The sequence below is a fragment of the Citroniella saccharovorans genome, from assembly GCF_035481615.1.
GTDB classification, from domain to species: Bacteria; Bacillota; Clostridia; order Tissierellales; family Peptoniphilaceae; genus Citroniella; species Citroniella saccharovorans.
Genome location: NZ_JAYKOT010000003.1, coordinates 566,409 through 585,070, shown reverse-complemented (window position 1 = coordinate 585,070; position 18,662 = coordinate 566,409). Strand labels below are relative to the sequence as shown.

Genomic DNA, 18,662 nt, shown 5'->3' with positions numbered 1-18,662 from the left:
ATAATTAAAAGTTTAAAAAAATTACCAGACTTATTATTTATAATTTCTCTGGTAATTTTTATTTTAAAATATTTCAGGATTTGGCAAAAAACTTATTTTTAAGTATTAATATTTTAAGATCTATTCGATATTTCTCATACACAAACTAAAAACTCAAAAATAAATCCTATTATTATTCTTTTAACCTAATTTTTTATTTTATATTAAAGTTTAAGCATCTTTTTGAATATTTAGACTTACTTAAGTTTCATTAATTTTAACTATCAAGTTTATCTTAAAGCAATCATTAATAAAATATTATTTTCTTTTCCTTAACTCAAAAAAGACCGATTGTAAACTGACCTCCTTTAGTTAATTTTTTGGTCTAACTTTTGGGGGTCAGTTCACTTTGTGGTTTTTTTCTTCTACTTCTTCTATGGAAATAGCTGCAGTGGGATTGTCTTTAGAGAATCCCACTCCTTTTAGCTTTCCAATTGTTATTAAATTGTCTTGAGTACTATGGTCATCAGATATTATTTTTGCGTCTTGAAGGTTTGTTTAATATGCATATGCAAGGCTTGGTAAGAAGGCTTGCAATAGAAAAACAAGAGCTAAAAATCCTGATAATATTTTTTTCTTCATTCTAATTTAATTGCTCCTTTCTCTAATTAATAATTTCTGTTGTTTTGTCAGATATTCTAGAAGAACCTTCTTGCCAGTATCTTATAGTATCTCCTGTTTGCAATGCATTATTAAGTTCAAATACATTGTATTCTTTTCTTCTTCTCTTGAACTTTTTGTTAGTAGTAGTTTCTATTACTACACCATTTCTTATAAGTTCAAGTTTTCCTGTAGAATCAGCAGACATTTGCTCGATATAAATTCTCTTATCGCCTACTGATGGCTTTTTAATTATAAGTTTGATTTCATCTGTTTCTTTATCGCTAATTACTGTATCTTCTTTAAATGATTGTTTTACCCATATGAATTTTTTTGCTTTTGGATCTTTATCATCTGGATTAAGAGTTTCCTCTACTAGAGTTACATCTTTCCATCCATTAAATACAGCGTCAATAGTTTTTTCCAAAACAACTGGCGTTGGTATTCTAACTTCTGTTTCTTTCTTGACATAATATTTAGCATTTTTTGGAATGTAGAATTTACTATCATCTGAAACTTTAAATGTTACTAATACCATTCCTTCTGGTTTGTCATCTTTAAGTTTATCGTCTGGTGTTATTTTAGGATCTACTGGTATTACATCTGCAATTGGTTCATATTGTGCTGTGAAGATTTTTTCTGTTTCTCCTGAAGCAAGTGTTAAGTCAAGTGCCTTGTCCCAACCAGAGTTTTCATCTTTTGCCTTGTAGTATTTTGCTGGGTCGATTCCTGGAACTTTTAGGCCTAATTTTTTAGCATCTTCAAAGTTTAATCCTTTTGCAACTTTGTAAGTTACTGTATCTTTTTTATCCTTACCATCTTTTAGTGTTCCATGAGAACCCTCTTTGAAAGTAACTTTTATAAACTCATCTTCAACAGTATCGCCATCGCCAATCTTTTGAACTGAATCTTGCCAGATTGCTATTAGGGTTTTGTCTTCTGTAATTGGAGTTTCAAAATTAAAGTAACTTGTGTCACTTTCTTTTTCCTTCCAACCCATAAAGACTTTACCGTCTAATGTTGGTGCTTTTGGTTCTGTTGCAATCTTTCCATGTTCAACTTCTTGGCTAGGAACATTACTTCCACCTTTTGTATCAAATGTTACTGTGTGTTTTGCTGTATTCCACTCAGCAGTAGCTGTTGTGTTTTTAGTTAATGTTACTTCCTCGCCAGCTTGATAAGTTTTTTCTCCTATCTTCCAGCCTGCGAATGTAGCATTAGGTTTTGCAAGATTTCCTGGACCTGCAAGTCTTACACTTGTACCATAATCTACTTCAAGCTCAGCTGGAACATTGCCAGTCGCTCCTTCGCCAGCCTCATAAGTTAATGTTACCTTAACTAGTCTAAATTTAGCAACATGGATTCTTTCGCTTGTGATTGAATTTTCAGTATCAATTTCTTCATACCATTTAACAAATTCATAGTTATCAGCTGGAAGTGTTTTTGGAACTACAAGAGTTTTATTATCTTCAGTTTCTGCTTTTCCTAATTTTATTCCTGCTTTTGGATTTACATAGTAGATTTTTTCTAATTTCTCTCCATCAAGTTTACCCTTAGCTTCATCTTCTGTCTTAAAGGTTACTTTTACATAGCCTTCTGGAATTACTTGAGTTGGGTCGTCAGTTTTTTCTACTACATCGTCAGACTTGTCAAAATTAAATACAAATTCAGTTTCAGAATCTTTAAATGTTCCTTTTAAAGTTTTATTATCTTTGTTAGTCCAGTTTTCACCATTTACAATGTATCCAACTTCTGGAGTCTTTGTAATCTTTCCAGCTGATTCTGTCATATCAACTTCAACTTCTGGTGATACATAGTAAACTAAATCGCCTGATAGACTTCCGCCTATGCCAGCCTTGAAGATTACTTTTACATAGTTTTCAAGTGCTTCTTCTGGCCTTGTGCCATCTGGTTTAGCAGGTACAACTGGTTCGTGTACTTTAACTTGAATTTCTACAGGCTTTTCATTTGTTCCAACTTTTGAACCGTCAGTATATTCAACTATTACTTTAACCTTACTTTCTCCCGGATTATTTACATCCGGATTTTCAACTATTGTTACATTCTTAATAGTTTTTCCTTCAGGTGGAGTAATCTTATCTTTGATTTCATCAACTGTCGGTGTCTTTCCTTGTGGTGTGTGAACTGTATCTGTTGTCGGAACTTGGTCTTTTATCACTTCAGATTTTACAGAATATTTTGCAAGGATTGTAGTATCATTTTCAAATTTTCCTACTATCTTGTCTTCCCAAGTTCTTGATTTATCTTCTGATTCCCACTTAGAGAAATTCATAGTATATTTTGTAGTATCAGTTGTTATTGTTTTACCTGTTGGGTTTGTTACACCTATAGTTACTTCCCTAGTAGGATTAACCCAGAATGTTTTTTCAAACTTAGTATCATCTGTTGCATTGTCAGTTGTTTTAACTATAACTTTTACATATCCATTTGGTACATCAGGTTTCTTGTTTGGATCTTCTTGTTCAACTACATCCTTAGCATCAACTGGCGTTATTATTGTATCTTCTGTAAACTTATGACGCTTGTCAAAATCAAACTTGCCATTTGCTTTGCCATCGTCATTTTGTTTAACTTGATCAGCTGTCCAGTTAATAAATCCTGTGCCTGCTGCTTCGGTATCTTCAACCTTTAATTCAGGAATTTCTACCCAAGCATTTGGATTTACATAGTAAACTTTATCGTCTTTGTTTGTAAAGTCTTTATTTGGTTTAATTGTAACCTTAATATATCTGTTTTCAGTATTATCCTTTAAAATATCTTTTAGTCCACCATCTTTAGCTTCTTTCTCTTCCGCTTCTTTTAAGAATAGTGGTTTGTCGCCTTCTTTGTTAAGGGCTTCGTAAACATTTTTGTAAATTGTAATTGGTATATCAAGTTCTTGTGGGTCTTTTTTATCAGGGAATGTAACTTTAGCTTTGATATTTACTGTGCGAACAAGCTGGTCTTTGTCGGCAGCTTTTTTTTCATTTACTAAATCATAAACTTGCTGATCGCTTGTTAATTCATTGCCAGCTTCATCGTATAATTTTATTTCAGTTCCTGTTGGAAGATCTTTTACTTGGTCATTTTCTCTCCAAACTAATTGTTTCTTTATATCTTCAATCGTTGGAGCAAAGTTATTTGTCCAATTTCCTTCTGGATCTTTGTAGGCTTCTGTTCTTACTAGACCAGATGCAGATAGACCTGACCATTCAAAGTAAGCTGTAAATACGTAGAAGTTTTCTGCACTATTTTCAACAAGGGTATTTTTGTTTAATAATGGTTTATTATCCCATTTTACAAATTTCTTACCATCATCTGGAGTGATATAATACTTTCCTTCTTCTTTGTCATTAGGTGTTCCATCTGCCTTTTTACCCAATATTTCTGGATCTGGAAGTAGGTCTGATTTAAGTCCCTTTATTACATCGTAGTGAAGTTCTGTAACTTCGTTTCCGTACTTGTCTACAAATGCTCCACCCTTATCTGCCTTGAAAGTTACTCTAACATATCCTTCTGGTGGCTCTTTGTCTCCAGGAACTTCTATTACTCTTACGTCCTTATAATAGAAGGTAATTTCATCACTACCAGTACCATTGATGCCTATTAATTCGTTGGTTTCTTCATTTACATCAAAGAATAGTTGTTGTTGTGGTGCACTTGTAAGAACCCAACCTGGAATTCGTCTATAATTTCTTGCATCATAATAACGATTACCATTTTTTACAAGTTCTTGACCGATAATAGCTCCGTCTTTTTCGTTTTCCTTGCCTTTAAATCTTTCATCTATATAGTTGATCTTGTATTCTCTTTTCCTAAAAGGTCTGTAGAAGAATTTAAAGACATTGTTTTCTGCTTTAGGATTTGGAATTAAATTTCCATTGCCATCATCAATCTTCTCTGGTTCAACCCTAAATGTTTGGAAGAAGGAGTTGTTTAATTTTACGCGATTGTTATATTCTTCGTATTCCTTCTTTAAGTCGCCGGTTAATTTTTTTTGAAGTTCGTCATGAGGTGCTAAGATATATTCGTCATTTTGTCTATCGCCAGTTGTAGCAACTAGGTAGTTTGCACGTTTTTCTTCTAGCCTATCTTTTTTAGGATTAGGCTTTACTAGCTTATCTAACTCATAATTATCGTCCAACATATAATGTAAGACATCAATATCTACCTTTTGATTTGGAACCCAAATCGCTTTTAGATAAATTGGAGATACAACATCATTGCCGAAGGAATATAATTCTGGAACCTTATAGGTTTCTCTATAAGAGTTGTCGATCTCATCTGTGTAGTCACCTGTCTTGGCATCCTTTTTATAGCGAATTACTTCCCAGCCCATAAAGTCGTAGCCCTTCTTTTCTGGTTTAAAGTTCGGTTCTACAAGCTTTTGTCTTTGGATAACTGTAAAGACTTGCTTGTTGCCATCGTTTGTTTCTTTTATAGGATAAGTTGTTTCTTTTTCTTGACCAATATCGCCTTCTTTTACCGTCTTGCGTTTTGTAGTTAATTTGTTTTCATCGATTGTCCTTAAACTACCTCCATTTGGATCAAAGATAACCTTCCACTTATAATCAGGTTCGCCCCATTTGGCGTAGAGAATTTGGTCATAATGAAGTTTTGTTTCTTTTCCGTCTTTTACCAGGTTGTCGCCGGCGGGATCCAGTGCCCAGCCTAAGAAGCTCCAATCATCACGTACCCAATTCGGTTTTTCGGGTTTGTGTGTCGTATCGAGTTTTAAATCATTTAATGGCAATTCATAAGGCACCTCTATAATATTGCCTGCACCATATTCGCTGTCATTTTTTACTGTCTTTGGATCGTTATTTAATTTTAACTTGTACTTATTACGAGAGTAGTTTGCATAATTGTAGGCATTTGCCCCTTTAAAGGATTTTGTGCCCCAAGGAAATTGATCGATGTATTCTATCTTGTCGGCGTCGCTTCTAAAAGGCGTTTTCTTATTTCTCTCTGCATTTAATTCATCAAAAGTTTTACGTGCGTCCCAAGTTCCAACACGACCTTTTTTTAGTCCTATCCATTCTGCCGTCCTTCTCTCTTCTTTAAGGGTAAAACCTTGAAGATGAGGCAAACCGAAGGGATACCCATTAGGTCCAGCTGCACTCGTATCGCTCTTCCAATAGGACATGTCATAATCGATTTGTTCCTTGCCATCGAAATCGTCCTTTATAATATCAATGTGATGGACAACAGATTGTTCATAGGATGTCGATCCTATGGAAATCTCATATTTATCTCTTTTCTTAGTTTCTCCATCCTTTATAGGTATTTGATCTGAGTGACCAAATCCCTCAAACTCTCCTGTTCCCACTACATCTTGACTGTCGATAAAATCTTCTGCACTTAAACGATAAGGTGGAGTATCGCGATAAGCTTGTTCACCCTCGTTATTGTTAATTGTCCAGCCTATTAGGCCGGTGTCTCCTTGTTCTTTATCAGAAGAAGTCGGAAGATTTGAAACTTCCGCATCCTTTGGCCATATTTTATCCAAGCTTTGGTTGAAGCGAACATCTACTTTATAAGGAGATCCTTCTTTTCCTATGACTTTCCCATCTCTTGTTATAATCGGCCAGAAGCTACCTACTATATCAAACGCCTCTCCACTCGCAGCTGTAAAGTAAAGGGTATAGACTCTGCGGTCGTAGTATACGTTGTAGACTGTTTCTCCCGTTGATGATACAGTTTTTTGTACGGTTGGGTCTTTTTCAGAAGCATTTTGCTTCTTAGTCAAGTCTTCATTTAAGACGTAATATCTTTCAAATTCCTCTTTGCTCTCTTGTGCTTTTTCTAAACGTCCGTCATTTAAGTCCGGGAAGGTGATGCCGTGGATATCTAAGTTTGTAAGATCCGGAGTAGAAGCGGTGTCGGCATTGTCTACTCTTCTTGCGCCGATAAAATCGTAGCGATCGCGCAAAGGAAGTGTGTCGTCTTGGTCATTGTAATCCGGCTTTTCAGTCCAAAATTGGATTACATATTCTGCTGTTTCATTTTCAGTCCACTGAGCAGTAAAAGTAAGACTTTCTGCTGGCATAGCATATTTTATGCCATCTTGAAATTTTTCACCTGGCTCAAAGTCTGCTTTTGTAATTAAATCATCTTTAGAAAGAGTTTTTTTATTGCCATCAGCATCAAAATAATTTATATCTTTATCTGCTTTCCAACCTAGAAAATTTGAACCTGGTTTTTTTACATTAAAATCTAATTTAGGAATAGTTTGTCCATAGTAAAGAGTACGATTTGGAAGTTCTGTTCCGCCATCGGTATCAAAATTAACATCATAATGATCACGGTTGTAGCGATATTCAAGTATAAAATTCTCGGCATTTTCTGGAACTTGCATAGCTATAAATGGAGCTTCTGGAACAAATCCCTTCCTCTCTACTTGGTCTAAAGGTATTACTTCCATAGTAGAACCAGTGTTTCCATTTTGTATTGTTCTAAGTTCATGCTTTTTAACTTCATTCTCGTCTACTTCTACCGGGTTAGTACCACCTTTATTAATTAATGTTCCCTTAGTTCCGTCTGAATGTGTGATAGTTCCATCAGGATTTGTGTACTTGGAAAAATCATGCAAGTCTTGGAATACGTGTTTGATTGTTATGGTATTTGATTTGGACTTATATTTAAAGTCTCTTTCTTCCTCATATCTTATTCCATTATTTTTATTGCCAGATTGTGTACCATTTTTTGCAGCTTTAACAATTTCATCATAATTATTAGTGAAAGTATCTTCTAGATGTGACTTGTCGTAGCCTGCAAGTTCTGGAAGTGTAATTACTTTATTAACTTTTGCCTTTTCTTCTTCGCTTGCTGCCTCTCCTACACTGGCAATATAAGGTTGGTAGCCAACTTCATACTTTTCTCCCCTTTGAACCTTATAATCTGTTCTAAGTGTATAAATTTTAGGCTGCTCAGGATTTTTTATTAAATCTTCAGCTTTTTGTCCACTTTTTAGCTTAGCCGGCTTAACAGGCTTCAGCTCATTTATTATCTTTGATTTATCTTGAGATAAATCTTCATAGTTTGAGATTTTTGGTGGATTATATGTTACATTTTCTCTTGTAACCTGTGCAAAAATCTCAACTGGTGTAGATAGGACCATTGTAAAAATAAGTGTCCATATCAATAGTTTCTTTAAAAAATTTTTCACGTTTCCTCCTTTAGTAGTATATATTATTTTTAAATCTCTATATTTATCTTTTACCATAAAATCTTGCAAAATATTTTATATATTATTTTTGCAAATATATTTTTAAATAAAATTTCTAATTTTCTGTTTAAATATCAAACTTAAATAAAAGTCTCACGTGAAAATCTATATAATCTATTTTGATTTAATTTAATGAAGCTAATTTAAGAATTGTAGTTTCAAACAAAATTTTATATTAAAAATATAATATATCTTAAAAATACCTTCAATAGCTAACTTAAATCCCAAATTATAGATACTTACGATTTGTATTGTATTAATTCACTTTCCTTCCTAAGCATTATTTATTGAATTAGGTATTTCAAATAATTATATTTTATTTGCCTAAATATTCTTATACACTTTAATTATAGCCTTTTTTTGCATAAAATTCAAATAAAAATGGTATGATTTAAAATTATTTTAAATATTTTTTAAAATGATATTTTGATGTAAAAAAAGAATTTTAAAGTATATTTTTTAATTAAAAATTTATATTAATATTTCTAAATATAAAAAATACTTATATAATTTTTAATTTTATTATGAATAAAAAATTCTCCTACTTTAATATATTTACCCTAAAATGCTTAGTCTAAATATATGTTTTTTAATCTTTATCTTTATTAATAAAAATTTATTATGTCTTAATAATTTAAATAAGAGATATTTTTCTTATATTTTATCTTTAATATTATATTATATTTTTAATATTTATCTTGAAGCTTTTTACTATATTAATTTTCAAGTAGTTATTATTTATAATTAATTTATAAATCACCTCTAATATTATTTAAGTTTTTATAAAAGATACTTATATAAAAAAGATTATATGTATATAAAAAGTTTTTCCAAGCAAAAAAGACCGATTGCTCGGTCTTTTCTGTCTTTATTCTCAGAACTATTTTGTAAGCTCTTCTAATACTTTATCGCTTACCATCCTTTGTCCACCTACTGCTGTTATAGCTTTTATATTTTCTTCTTCTATATATTCTGTAAGTGACTTAGGTGCTGTGTCTGCATTTGTTAATAGGATTGGCATGTCTAGTAATCCTGCTACTGGTGATATTACTAGTGCGTCTGCAAATACGTGTCCATTTGCTAGGAATATGCTTTCTCTTCCTGCAAATTTTTCTTTTGCTATTTTGACTGCTGTTTCAAACCTATTTTCTCCTGCTATTCTTTCTATTAGGCCTGGTAGGTCTTTTGCGACTTTTTCACTTACTGTGTTTACTCCGCCTGCTAGATATACGTTTTTGATTCCTAGTTCTTTGAATGCTTTGTTTATGCTTTCTGGTATTTCATTTTTCTTTACTAGTAGGATTGGGTATTCTTCTCTTGCTGCAAATGCTCCTATTGTTAGGGCGTCTGCGAAGATTTCTCCGCTTGCTATTACTGCGTAGCCTTTTTTGACCTGTTAGTCCTACTACTCTTCTTGCTACTTCTGCTGATGTTTCGTATCTGTCTTTTCCTGCTAGTCTTTCTACTGTGTCTTTGTCGTAGTTTGCTAGTTCTTTTGCGACTTTTTCTGATATTGAGTTTTCTCCTCCGACTATGATTACATCTTCTGCTCCTAGTCTCTTAATTTCTGCTGCTACTCTTGGGTCTAACTTGTTTGTGTTTGTTAGTAGTATTGGCGCTCTTAAGATTTTGGATAGTACTGATGCTGTCATTGAGTCTGGGAAGTCTTTTTCATCAGCTATTATTACTATTTTTGATTTGTCAAAGTATTTCTTTGATACTTCTATTCCTGTTTCGATTCTGTCTTTTCCGCTTGTCCTATCTGTTTCTGGCTTTTCTGGTTTTGGCTCAGGTTTGTCTGGATTTGGACATGGGATTGGATCTGGTACTAAAACAGTGGTTTGTTTCTTTTCAAATATAGCTACATAAGTTGCTTCTTTTCTATCTGTTGGTACAAAGTATTCACTATCTGAAACTTTATTACCATCTGCATCAATCCATTTAACAAATTTGTAGCATTCGTTTGGAGTGGCAGTTGAGCCTTTTATTTCTCCACCATCAATTTTAACTACTTCAGACTTAGGATCAACCTTTCCTCCTTCTGGATTTCCAGAAATATAAGTTATTTTAAATTCAGTTGGATTTTTCACCTTAGCTTTATAGTTTGCAAGATACCATCTGTCTGAAATTATTTTTGAATTATCATCTGTAAGGTCAGGTCTCCATTCAGGATTAGCTACTAGATAATCATCATTTGGAATTATAGTAGGAGCTTTTATATCCTTCATAGTTATCTTAGCTTTTGGATTTACATAGTAAACAGTTTCACCTTCCAAGCTTCCATTATCATTTGTTAAGAATCTTACAGTTACATAGCCTTCTGGTTTGGCATTTGGTTTTCCATTTTCATCAGTAGAAGGAATAATATCTTCTAACTTTTTGAAATTACCCTTAACTGTTGTATCTTTATCGTATTTCTTAGCTGTTGAAGTATCAGGATTCCATTTTTCAAATTCATAGCCTGTTTCAGCTACTGTCTTTGGTTGTGGTACAGTTACTTCCTTATCTGGATTTACATAGTAAATAGTAGTTTCACCATCTGCAATCTTTCCACCTGTATGAGGATCAATTACAAATGTAACTTTTACATAGTTACTTGGTACATTTGGTTTATCTTCGCCAGGTTTTTGTGGAACTACATTTCCAACTACTGTTATTGGTACTTCAACTATGACAGTCTTTCCATTTGGATAAGTTACTTTTACTTTTGCAGTAGTTTTTCCAGCTTCATTTACATTTGGTTCACCATTTTCTGCATAATCAAAACTTGTTCCATCTGGTAGTGGGTCTTTTTCACTTCCAGGAATATTTTTAATTAAATCTTTAGCATCTGGTTTTACCCCTACTGGAGTAATAACATTTTCTTTACCTACTGGTGCAGCTATTAATTCTCCAGGATTAACTGATGTTTTATACTGAGCTGTGATTTCTGTATCTTGGATAAATGTTCCCTTGATATTTTCATCAGACCAAGAAGCTATTGTACCTTTTGTTACTGTCCAGCCAGTGAAAATATAAGTGTAATTAATACCATCAATTGTTTCAGTCTTACCTTCTGGTTTATTTGTAATAGTAACTTCCTTGTTAGGATTTACAAAATAAACCTTATTTGCTATATCTGTTGCTTTATCTGTTGGGATAAGAGTTACTTTTACATAGCCTTCTGGTCTTTCTGAATCATCATCTTTTGTTTTTGGAATTACATCATCTAATGGCTTGAATTTAAATGTGTATTCAGCATCTGCGTCATATCTCTTGGATTCTATTGCAGGAGTCCAAGTTCCACCATCTTCTGTATAACCTACATTTGGATTTTTGCCAATTGCATCAGCAGTACTTGTTAAATCTACTTCCGTATTTGATTTTACATAGTAAACTGTAGTTCCTGATAATGTTCCATTAGCATCTGACTTAAATGTCACTGTTACATATCCATCTGGCTTGTCACTTCCATCAGTATTCTTTTGAGGAATTATATTTTCAAGTGTTTTATACTCTGCAGTTATTTTTGTATCTTCTTTAAATGTTTGAGTTAATTCTTTGTCCCATTTACTAAATTCATATCCTACAGCTGGTTTAACCTTTGGTGCTGGTACTGTTACTTCTTTATTTGGTTTTACATAGTAAACAGTCTTGCCTTCTAATTCACCATTAGTTCCCTTATCAAAAGTAACTGTTATATATCCTGCTGGTTTATCTGATCCGTCTGGTTTTTCTTGTGGGATTACATCACCTTTTTCATTGTAAAGGGCTTTGATTACATCCCCTTTAGAATATTGGATTTTCTTTTCAATTGGTGTATCCCATCCAGCAAAGTCATATCCAGTGTCTGGTGTAACTTCTGGATCGAAACCTTTTAATACAACTGCCTTGTTTGGATTTACATACACAACTTTTTCTTTTTTTTTCTGTTCCCTTTATCTTACCATTTTCTTCTGTAGAGAATTTTACTTCAATATAGCCATCTGGCTTTTCATTTGGTTTTCCTTGGTCATTTGTTGAAGGAATGACATCATCAATTGAAATATATTGTGCAGTAACTTTAATGTCGCTTATTATTTCTTTTGTATCAAGATAATCCCAAGATTTGAACTTATATCCAATTTCTGCTTTTACTTCAGGTTTTACTATTGATGTGTCGCCTAAAGTTTTTGCTGGGTCTGCTTTTGGGTTTACATAGTAAATAGTTTGTCCTGTTAGTTCTCCATGTTCGCCTTTAGCAAATGTTACTGTTACATAACCCTCTGGTTTGGCATTTGGTTTTCCTTGGTCATTAGTTGAAGGAATAATATCTTCTAACTTCTTGAAATTTCCTTTAACTTCTGTGTCGTCAGTGTATTTCTTAGGAGTTGTAACAGTATCTCTATCCCACTTTTCAAATTCATAGCCTGTTTCAGCTTGAGTCTTTGGTTGAGGGACTGTTACTTCTTTAGCTGGATTTACATAGTAAACTGCGGCTTCTTTGTCTGCAATCTTTCCGCCTTTTGCTGGATCAATTACAAAGGTCACTGTCTTGTAGCCAGCTGGTTGTTTGTTTTCTGTTCCATCTGGATTTGTCTTTGGAATAACAGCTTCCAAGTCGTTAAAGGAACCTGTAATTGTTGTATCCTTGTCGTAAACTGTTGGAATAGTTGTATCCTTATCCCATGCGCCAAATTCATAACCTGTTTCAGCCTTGGTTGCTGGTGGGTTGATGGTTACATATTCGGTTGGATTGACATAGAATTTTGCAACGCCAGTAATTGAACCCTTAGATTCGTCTCCAGTTTTAATAACAAATGTTACTTCCTTGTAGTCTGCTGGTTTTTCATTTGGAGTTCCATCTTCTTTTTTCTCTGGAATAACATTGTCAAGCTTTGTTGCCTTTGCTGTTACTACAATATCAGCAGCTTCGATTACAAGACTGTCTTCTTTATCCCACTTATCAAACTTATAGCCAGTTTCTTCTTTATATGCTGGTTTTACAAGTTCTGAATTTCCAAGTGTGATCGGATTTCCTTCTGCATCCTTTGCATTTGCCTTTACATAATAAGATTTTTCTTCTGTTAAAGTGAGTCCTTCTTCAGCTTCAAAAGTTACTCTTACATAGCCATCAGGTCTTGTTGTAGGTTCCTTTGGATTGTAAGGGATTATATTGTCAGATTCTGTATAAGTTGCAGTTATTGTTGTTTCATTTGCAGTAAATTGTTTTGGACTACCTACTGTATAGGTTTCTCCTGTATTAATGTCGTCTATCTTCCATTCTTTAAATGTGTAATAAGTTTTACCCACTGGATTATTTACTGGGATAATTACTTCTTTTTCAGGATTAACATAGAAAATACTATTTCCTTCAAGAGTTCCCTTTTCTGTTGGAACAAATGTAACTTTTACAAAGTTATCTGGAGTTCCTTCAGCTTTACTTCCATCAGGTTTTGCAGGAATTACATCTTTTGAATATTGTGCCTTTATTGTTGTTGCAGAATCAAATTGATGTCTTGGTTTCTTTGCAAGTTCATATACAGTATCTTTACCATCAATTAACCACTTAGTAAATGTATTTCCATCTACTCCTACTGGATCTTCTCCAGGTATTACAACCTTTGCTTCTGGATTTACATAGTAAAAATATTTTTGAGGATTTTCAGCCTTTGTTGTTGGATCTACTGTAACTTTTACATATCCATCTGGAACGTAATTTGGCTTTCCTTCTTCAGTTTTTGCTTCGTAGATATTTTTAATAACCTTGATAGGTATATCTACTATTTGAACTTCGCCATTTTTAAATGTTACCTTAGCCTTAAGCTTTTCTATTCTGCTTGGCTTATTGCCATCATCTTTTTCTTTTAGCTTGTCATATAGTGCAGCCTTAAATGCAGCATCATCTGCATAAGCATTTCCATCGTCATCTAAGAAAACAACTGTAGCATCAGCTGGTAACTTACCACCATTTACTTTAAGTGCATCTTTTAAAATTGCTTCTGTGGCTTCAGTATCAATAAAGTTGTTAACCCATCCGTCTTCATCTTTAAATGATTCGTGAACTGTTACTTCATCTGCTTGAACTGAACCTTGGTCTGTAATGCTCTTGTCATAATTTGCAGTAACTATTGTGGTTTCATTTGTAAATTTAGCAGTAATGCCTTTGTCAACACCAGTTTCCCAAACTCTTGTTGGTACTTCGTCTGATGTCCACTTTGTGAACAACCACTTAAATGCCTTTGGAATACTTTCATCAACTGGAACGTCTTTTCCCTCAGGCTTTGCAAATGGAATTGTAACTTCTTTATTTGGATTTACATAGTAAATTTTTTCTGTACTATCTACTGCCTTATCAGTTGGTACAACTTTTACAGTTACATATCCATCCGGTTTCTTTGTACTATCGTCTATTTTTTCAATTACATCAGCTAATGCTTTGAAAGTAAATGTATAAGTTTCATTTGCATTATACTTCTTGGATTCTATTGCAGGAGTCCAAGTTCCACCATCTTCTGTATAACCTACATTTGCTTTTTTAGTAATATTTTTAGCTGTATCTGTTAGGTCTATATCTACATCAGGTTTTACATAGTAAATAGCATCTCCGCTTAAGGTTCCATTAACAGCCTTAAATGTTACTGTGTGGTAACCGTCTGGTTTGTCAGATCCATCAGTATTCTTTTGAGGAATGATATTTTTAAGTGGAGTATATTGTGCTATTATTTCGTAAGTTGGAGCATTTGCTTCTAAAGTTACTGTTAAATCCTTGTCCCACTTATCAAATTTGTATCCAACATTTGGTTTTACAGTTGGTGCAAGGATATTAACTTCAACTTCCGGTTTAATCCAATACTCTGTAGTTCCTTCTAAACTACCATTATCTCCAGGTTTAAATTCAACTTTTACAAAACCTTCTACTTCTGTTGTGGAAATATTGCCAGGATCATTATAAAGAGCTGTGATTTCAGCACCGTCTTCGTATTGAATAGCCTGATCAATAGATACATCCCATCTTGCAAATTTATATCCTGTATTTGGAATAGCTTTAGGAGCTTTATCTTTAAGAACTACAGCCTTCTTTGGATTTACATAATAAACTGCTTGTCCTTCTAATTCTTTTCCATGTTCGCCCTTTACAAAGGTTACTGTGATATATCCGTCTGGTTTTTCTGAATCATCATCTTTTGTCTTTGGAATAATATCATCGAGTTTTTTGTATTTAGCTGTAACAATTTCATCTTTTTTTATTTCTAGAGTATCTTCTTTGTCCCAACCATCAGCTTTATAGCCAATTTCTGGTTTTACTTCTGGCTTAGTTATATTAGCCAATGTTTTAACTGGATCAGCTTCTGGGTTCACATAGTAAATAGTTTGTCCACTTAGTTCTCCATGTTCGCCCTTTTCAAAAGTAACAGTTACATAACCTTCTGGTTTGGCATTTGGTTTTCCTTGGTCATTAGTTGAAGGAATAATATCTTCTAACTTCTTGAAATTTCCTTTAACTTCTGTGTCTTTAGTGTATTTGTTAGGAGTTGTAGTATCTGGGTCCCACTCGCTAAATTCATAGCCAGTTTCTGCTTCTGTTTTTGGTGGATTGATAGTTACATCTTTGTCTGGATTTACATAGTAAACCTTAATTTCGCCGTCTGCAATCTTTCCACCTACATCTGGAGCAATTACAAAAGTAACTGTCACATAGCCATCTGGCTTATCATTTTTTGTTCCATCTGGATTTTTTTCTGGTATAACAGAATTTATAGGATTGAAGCTTGCTGTAATAAAAGTATCTTTTTTATATTGTCTATAATTTGATACATTCTCACTCCAAGCACCAAATTCATATCCTGTTTTACCTTTGGCATCCGTTGGTGGAGTAAGACTTACATACTTATTAGGATTTACATAGTAAACAGTCTCTGTAACCGTTCCATTGCCACTATCATCCGCTTTAAAGGTAACTGTTACATAGCCTTTAGGTTTCTTTGTATTCTCATCTATTTTTTTGACTACATCTTCTAATGGTTTGAAATTATAAGTGTATTCAAAATCTTTAGTGTACTTCTTACTAGTGATTTCAGGAGTCCAAGTTCCGCCATCTGCTGTATAGCCTACATTTGGATTTTTAACAATCGCATCAGCTTTGTCTTTTAAATTAAGCTCGGTATTTGGATTTACATAATATACTGTAGTTCCTGATAATGTTCCATTAGCATCTGGCTTAAATGTCACTGTTACGTATCCATCTGGTTTTTTATTTGGTGTTTCATCATCATTTTTTTCTGGAATTATTGAATCAATTTCATTGTATTGTGCTTTTATTTCTTCGCCATCTTGATAGATTCTAGCTGTCTTAATATCCTTATCCCAACCTGTAAAAGTATAACCAGTATGAGGAGTTACTTGTGGTGCGTATTCTTTCAAGTTAACTTTTGCATTTGGATTTATATACAAGGCTTTAGTTGTGTCATAAGTGTAAGATATTCTACCATTTTGTCCAGTATTGAAAAAAACATATATATAACCTTCAGGAATTCCTGAAGAATCTAGTTTTTCTTTAGTAATTACATCATCAAGTTTTTTGTAATAAATCTTAATTGTAGCCTTATTGTCTAAGGCATATTTTCCATCTTCAGGGTTTAGTTCAATTTTATTGAACTTATAGCCTATAAACTTAGGAGCAGTTTCTTCTTTATAAACATCAGATGGAATTGGATCGCCATTTTTGCCGTATTTTTCTTCGGGATAATCTTGACCTTTAATCCTAACGCTTGGGTCAGCATTTAGTAAATTATTTCCTTTTTCGTCAACGTATTTAATATTTACAATTCCTTGCTTTTCTTTTTCATATTGGGCTTCAATTGTCGCTTCTTTTTTGAACATGTATCTTGGCTTTTCAGCTAATTTATATTCTTCAGTATTTCCCTTAATAAGCCACTTAGTAAATACATATCCATCAATAGCTGTTGGATCACTTCCTGGAATTACAACCTTTGCTTCTGGATTTACATAGTAGACTGTCCTTTGTGGGTCTTTAGCCTTAGTTGTTGGATCTACTGTAACTTTTACATATCCATCAGGAACATAGAAAGGCTTTTCAGTTAAAGTCTTTGCTTCATAGATATTTTTTGTAACTTTTATAGGAATTTCTACCGTTTGACTTTCGCCATTACTTTTAGTTACTTTCGCTGTTACAGTTTCTATCCTTGTCGGTTCATCGTTAGGATTATCTTTTTCTTTTAATTTTTCATATAGATAATTCTTTAAATCATTTCCAGTTATAGCATTGCCTTCATCATTTAGTATTTCAAAGGTATCATCATTTGCTAATGGTTGAGGATTTCCATCTGCATCTTTAATCTTAACTTGTCCTTTTAACTTTTCAAGTGTTGGAATAAAGTCATTGACCCAAGTATCTCCATCTTTAAAAGATTCAAAAACCTCTAACTCTTCTGCTTGAATTTCGTTGTTGTCCCAAATTGCATAGAAAGTCTTTGCTTCTTTGATATTTGCAAAATCTGCATCTGTAACAGGATTTTTTCCATCTTGAGTTGTTGACCAGCCTTTAAAGGTTTCTCTATCCTTTGTAGGAGCGTCAGGCATAGAAGTTAAAGTTCCTTCATAGTCAACTTCTTTTACAATCTTTGTTTCTGTATCAGGATCCGTAAAGTTTTCAAACTTACCACCATTAGCATCAAAAGTTAATGGGATGATTTCAGTCATAGTAAGCTTACCGCCTTCTATAACATGATAGGTGAAGTCGTATTTAAACTTGTGGTCGCCTGACTTTACTGTTTTAACTCCGTCTGCTTCTTCGAAAGTTAGTCCTTGTGTGTCTGTTTTAACTTCTACTGTTTCTGGAGTTGTTTCAAGTTCAGAAGGTAAGAAAGACCATGGACCATTGTCTTCATCTTCTTCAAAGTTTTCTACAAAACTAGACCTTAATATAGTTCTTGTTGTGTCATTTTTAGGGAAGTTAAAGTTATTATCTAAATATTCCTCTACTTTAAAATATCCTTCAATTTGAGGTCTATCTGCTTCTGCTAAGCTTGTGTGCCATTCAGAAACAAATTTAGTTGACGCAACTTGTTGAATCATTATATCAAGGAATTGTATGGTAGCAACTTGCTTGTCACCTTCTGGTCTCCATGATACACCAGGTGTACCGTTACTTTCTTGGATAATAAGCTGAACATTTTCACTAAAGTTTCTTTCTATTTGGACATTATAGGTGTAGGGATTTCCATCTGCGTCATACAAAGGTAGGTAGGTTGGATTGCCATCGTTATTTGACCAAGTGTAGGTTCCGTCTTTATCTACTTCTAGATAAAATCTTACACCGGTCATTACATTGCCATTTGTTTGAGTAAACAAAAGCTTTACCTTTGCCCCTTGGCCTAGTACCTTATTCCAATCAAATGTTCCACCGTCAAGACCTACTGTAGTAAGTTTTCCCTGTACATTTGCCCAGTAATTTGGTTTGTCCGGGTCAGCTGGTTGTCGGCCTTGGATGTAAGGAGAATTACTGCTCATCAATATTTGAGGAATAATTTCATCGCCTATTTCTAATCCATCTAAAGCGACTGTGTTCTTATGGTTTTTTTCTTCTACTCCTTCTATGGAAATAGCTGCAGTGGGATTGTCTTTAGAGAATCCCACTCCTTTTAGCTTTCCAATTGTTATTAAATTGTCTTGAGTGCTATGGTCATCAGATATTATTTTTGCGTCTTGAAGGTTTGTTTGATATGCATATGCAAGGCTTGGTAAGAAGGCTTGCAATAGAAAAACAAGAGCTAAAAATCCTGATAATATTTTTTTCTTCATTCTAATTTAATTG

The 18,662-nt window shown here is 33.6% G+C and carries 4 protein-coding genes; all 4 read right to left on the bottom strand.

Annotated elements, in window-relative coordinates; all coding sequences use genetic code 11:
- Window positions 1–643: 643 nt before the first annotated feature.
- Window positions 644–7,807, bottom strand: coding sequence for an InlB B-repeat-containing protein (locus VLK81_RS05150; protein WP_324619598.1), 7,164 nt, complete (start codon window positions 7,805–7,807; stop codon window positions 644–646).
- A gap of 940 nt (window positions 7,808–8,747) precedes the next feature.
- Window positions 8,748–9,203: a cell wall-binding repeat-containing protein gene (locus tag VLK81_RS09790; RefSeq protein WP_407651966.1), complete on the bottom strand. Its 456-nt coding sequence runs from the start codon at window positions 9,201–9,203 to the stop codon at window positions 8,748–8,750.
- Window positions 9,148–11,757 carry a cell wall-binding repeat-containing protein gene (locus tag VLK81_RS05140; protein ID WP_324619597.1) on the bottom strand — a complete coding sequence of 870 codons (2,610 nt, stop codon included), beginning with the start codon at window positions 11,755–11,757 and terminating at the stop codon, window positions 9,148–9,150. The genes VLK81_RS09790 and VLK81_RS05140 overlap by 56 nt, the downstream gene beginning before the upstream one ends.
- Window positions 11,684–18,649: an InlB B-repeat-containing protein gene (locus tag VLK81_RS05135; RefSeq protein WP_324619596.1), complete on the bottom strand. Its 6,966-nt coding sequence runs from the start codon at window positions 18,647–18,649 to the stop codon at window positions 11,684–11,686. Before VLK81_RS05135 ends, VLK81_RS05140 begins: the two co-directional genes overlap by 74 nt.
- Between the last annotated feature and the right edge of the window lie 13 nt (window positions 18,650–18,662).

Excerpts from the sequence above, each read along its gene's own strand:
- VLK81_RS05135 (WP_324619596.1), bottom strand. The coding sequence starts at position 18,649 with ATGAAGAAAAAAATATTATCAGGATTTTTAGCTCTTGTTTTTCTATTG.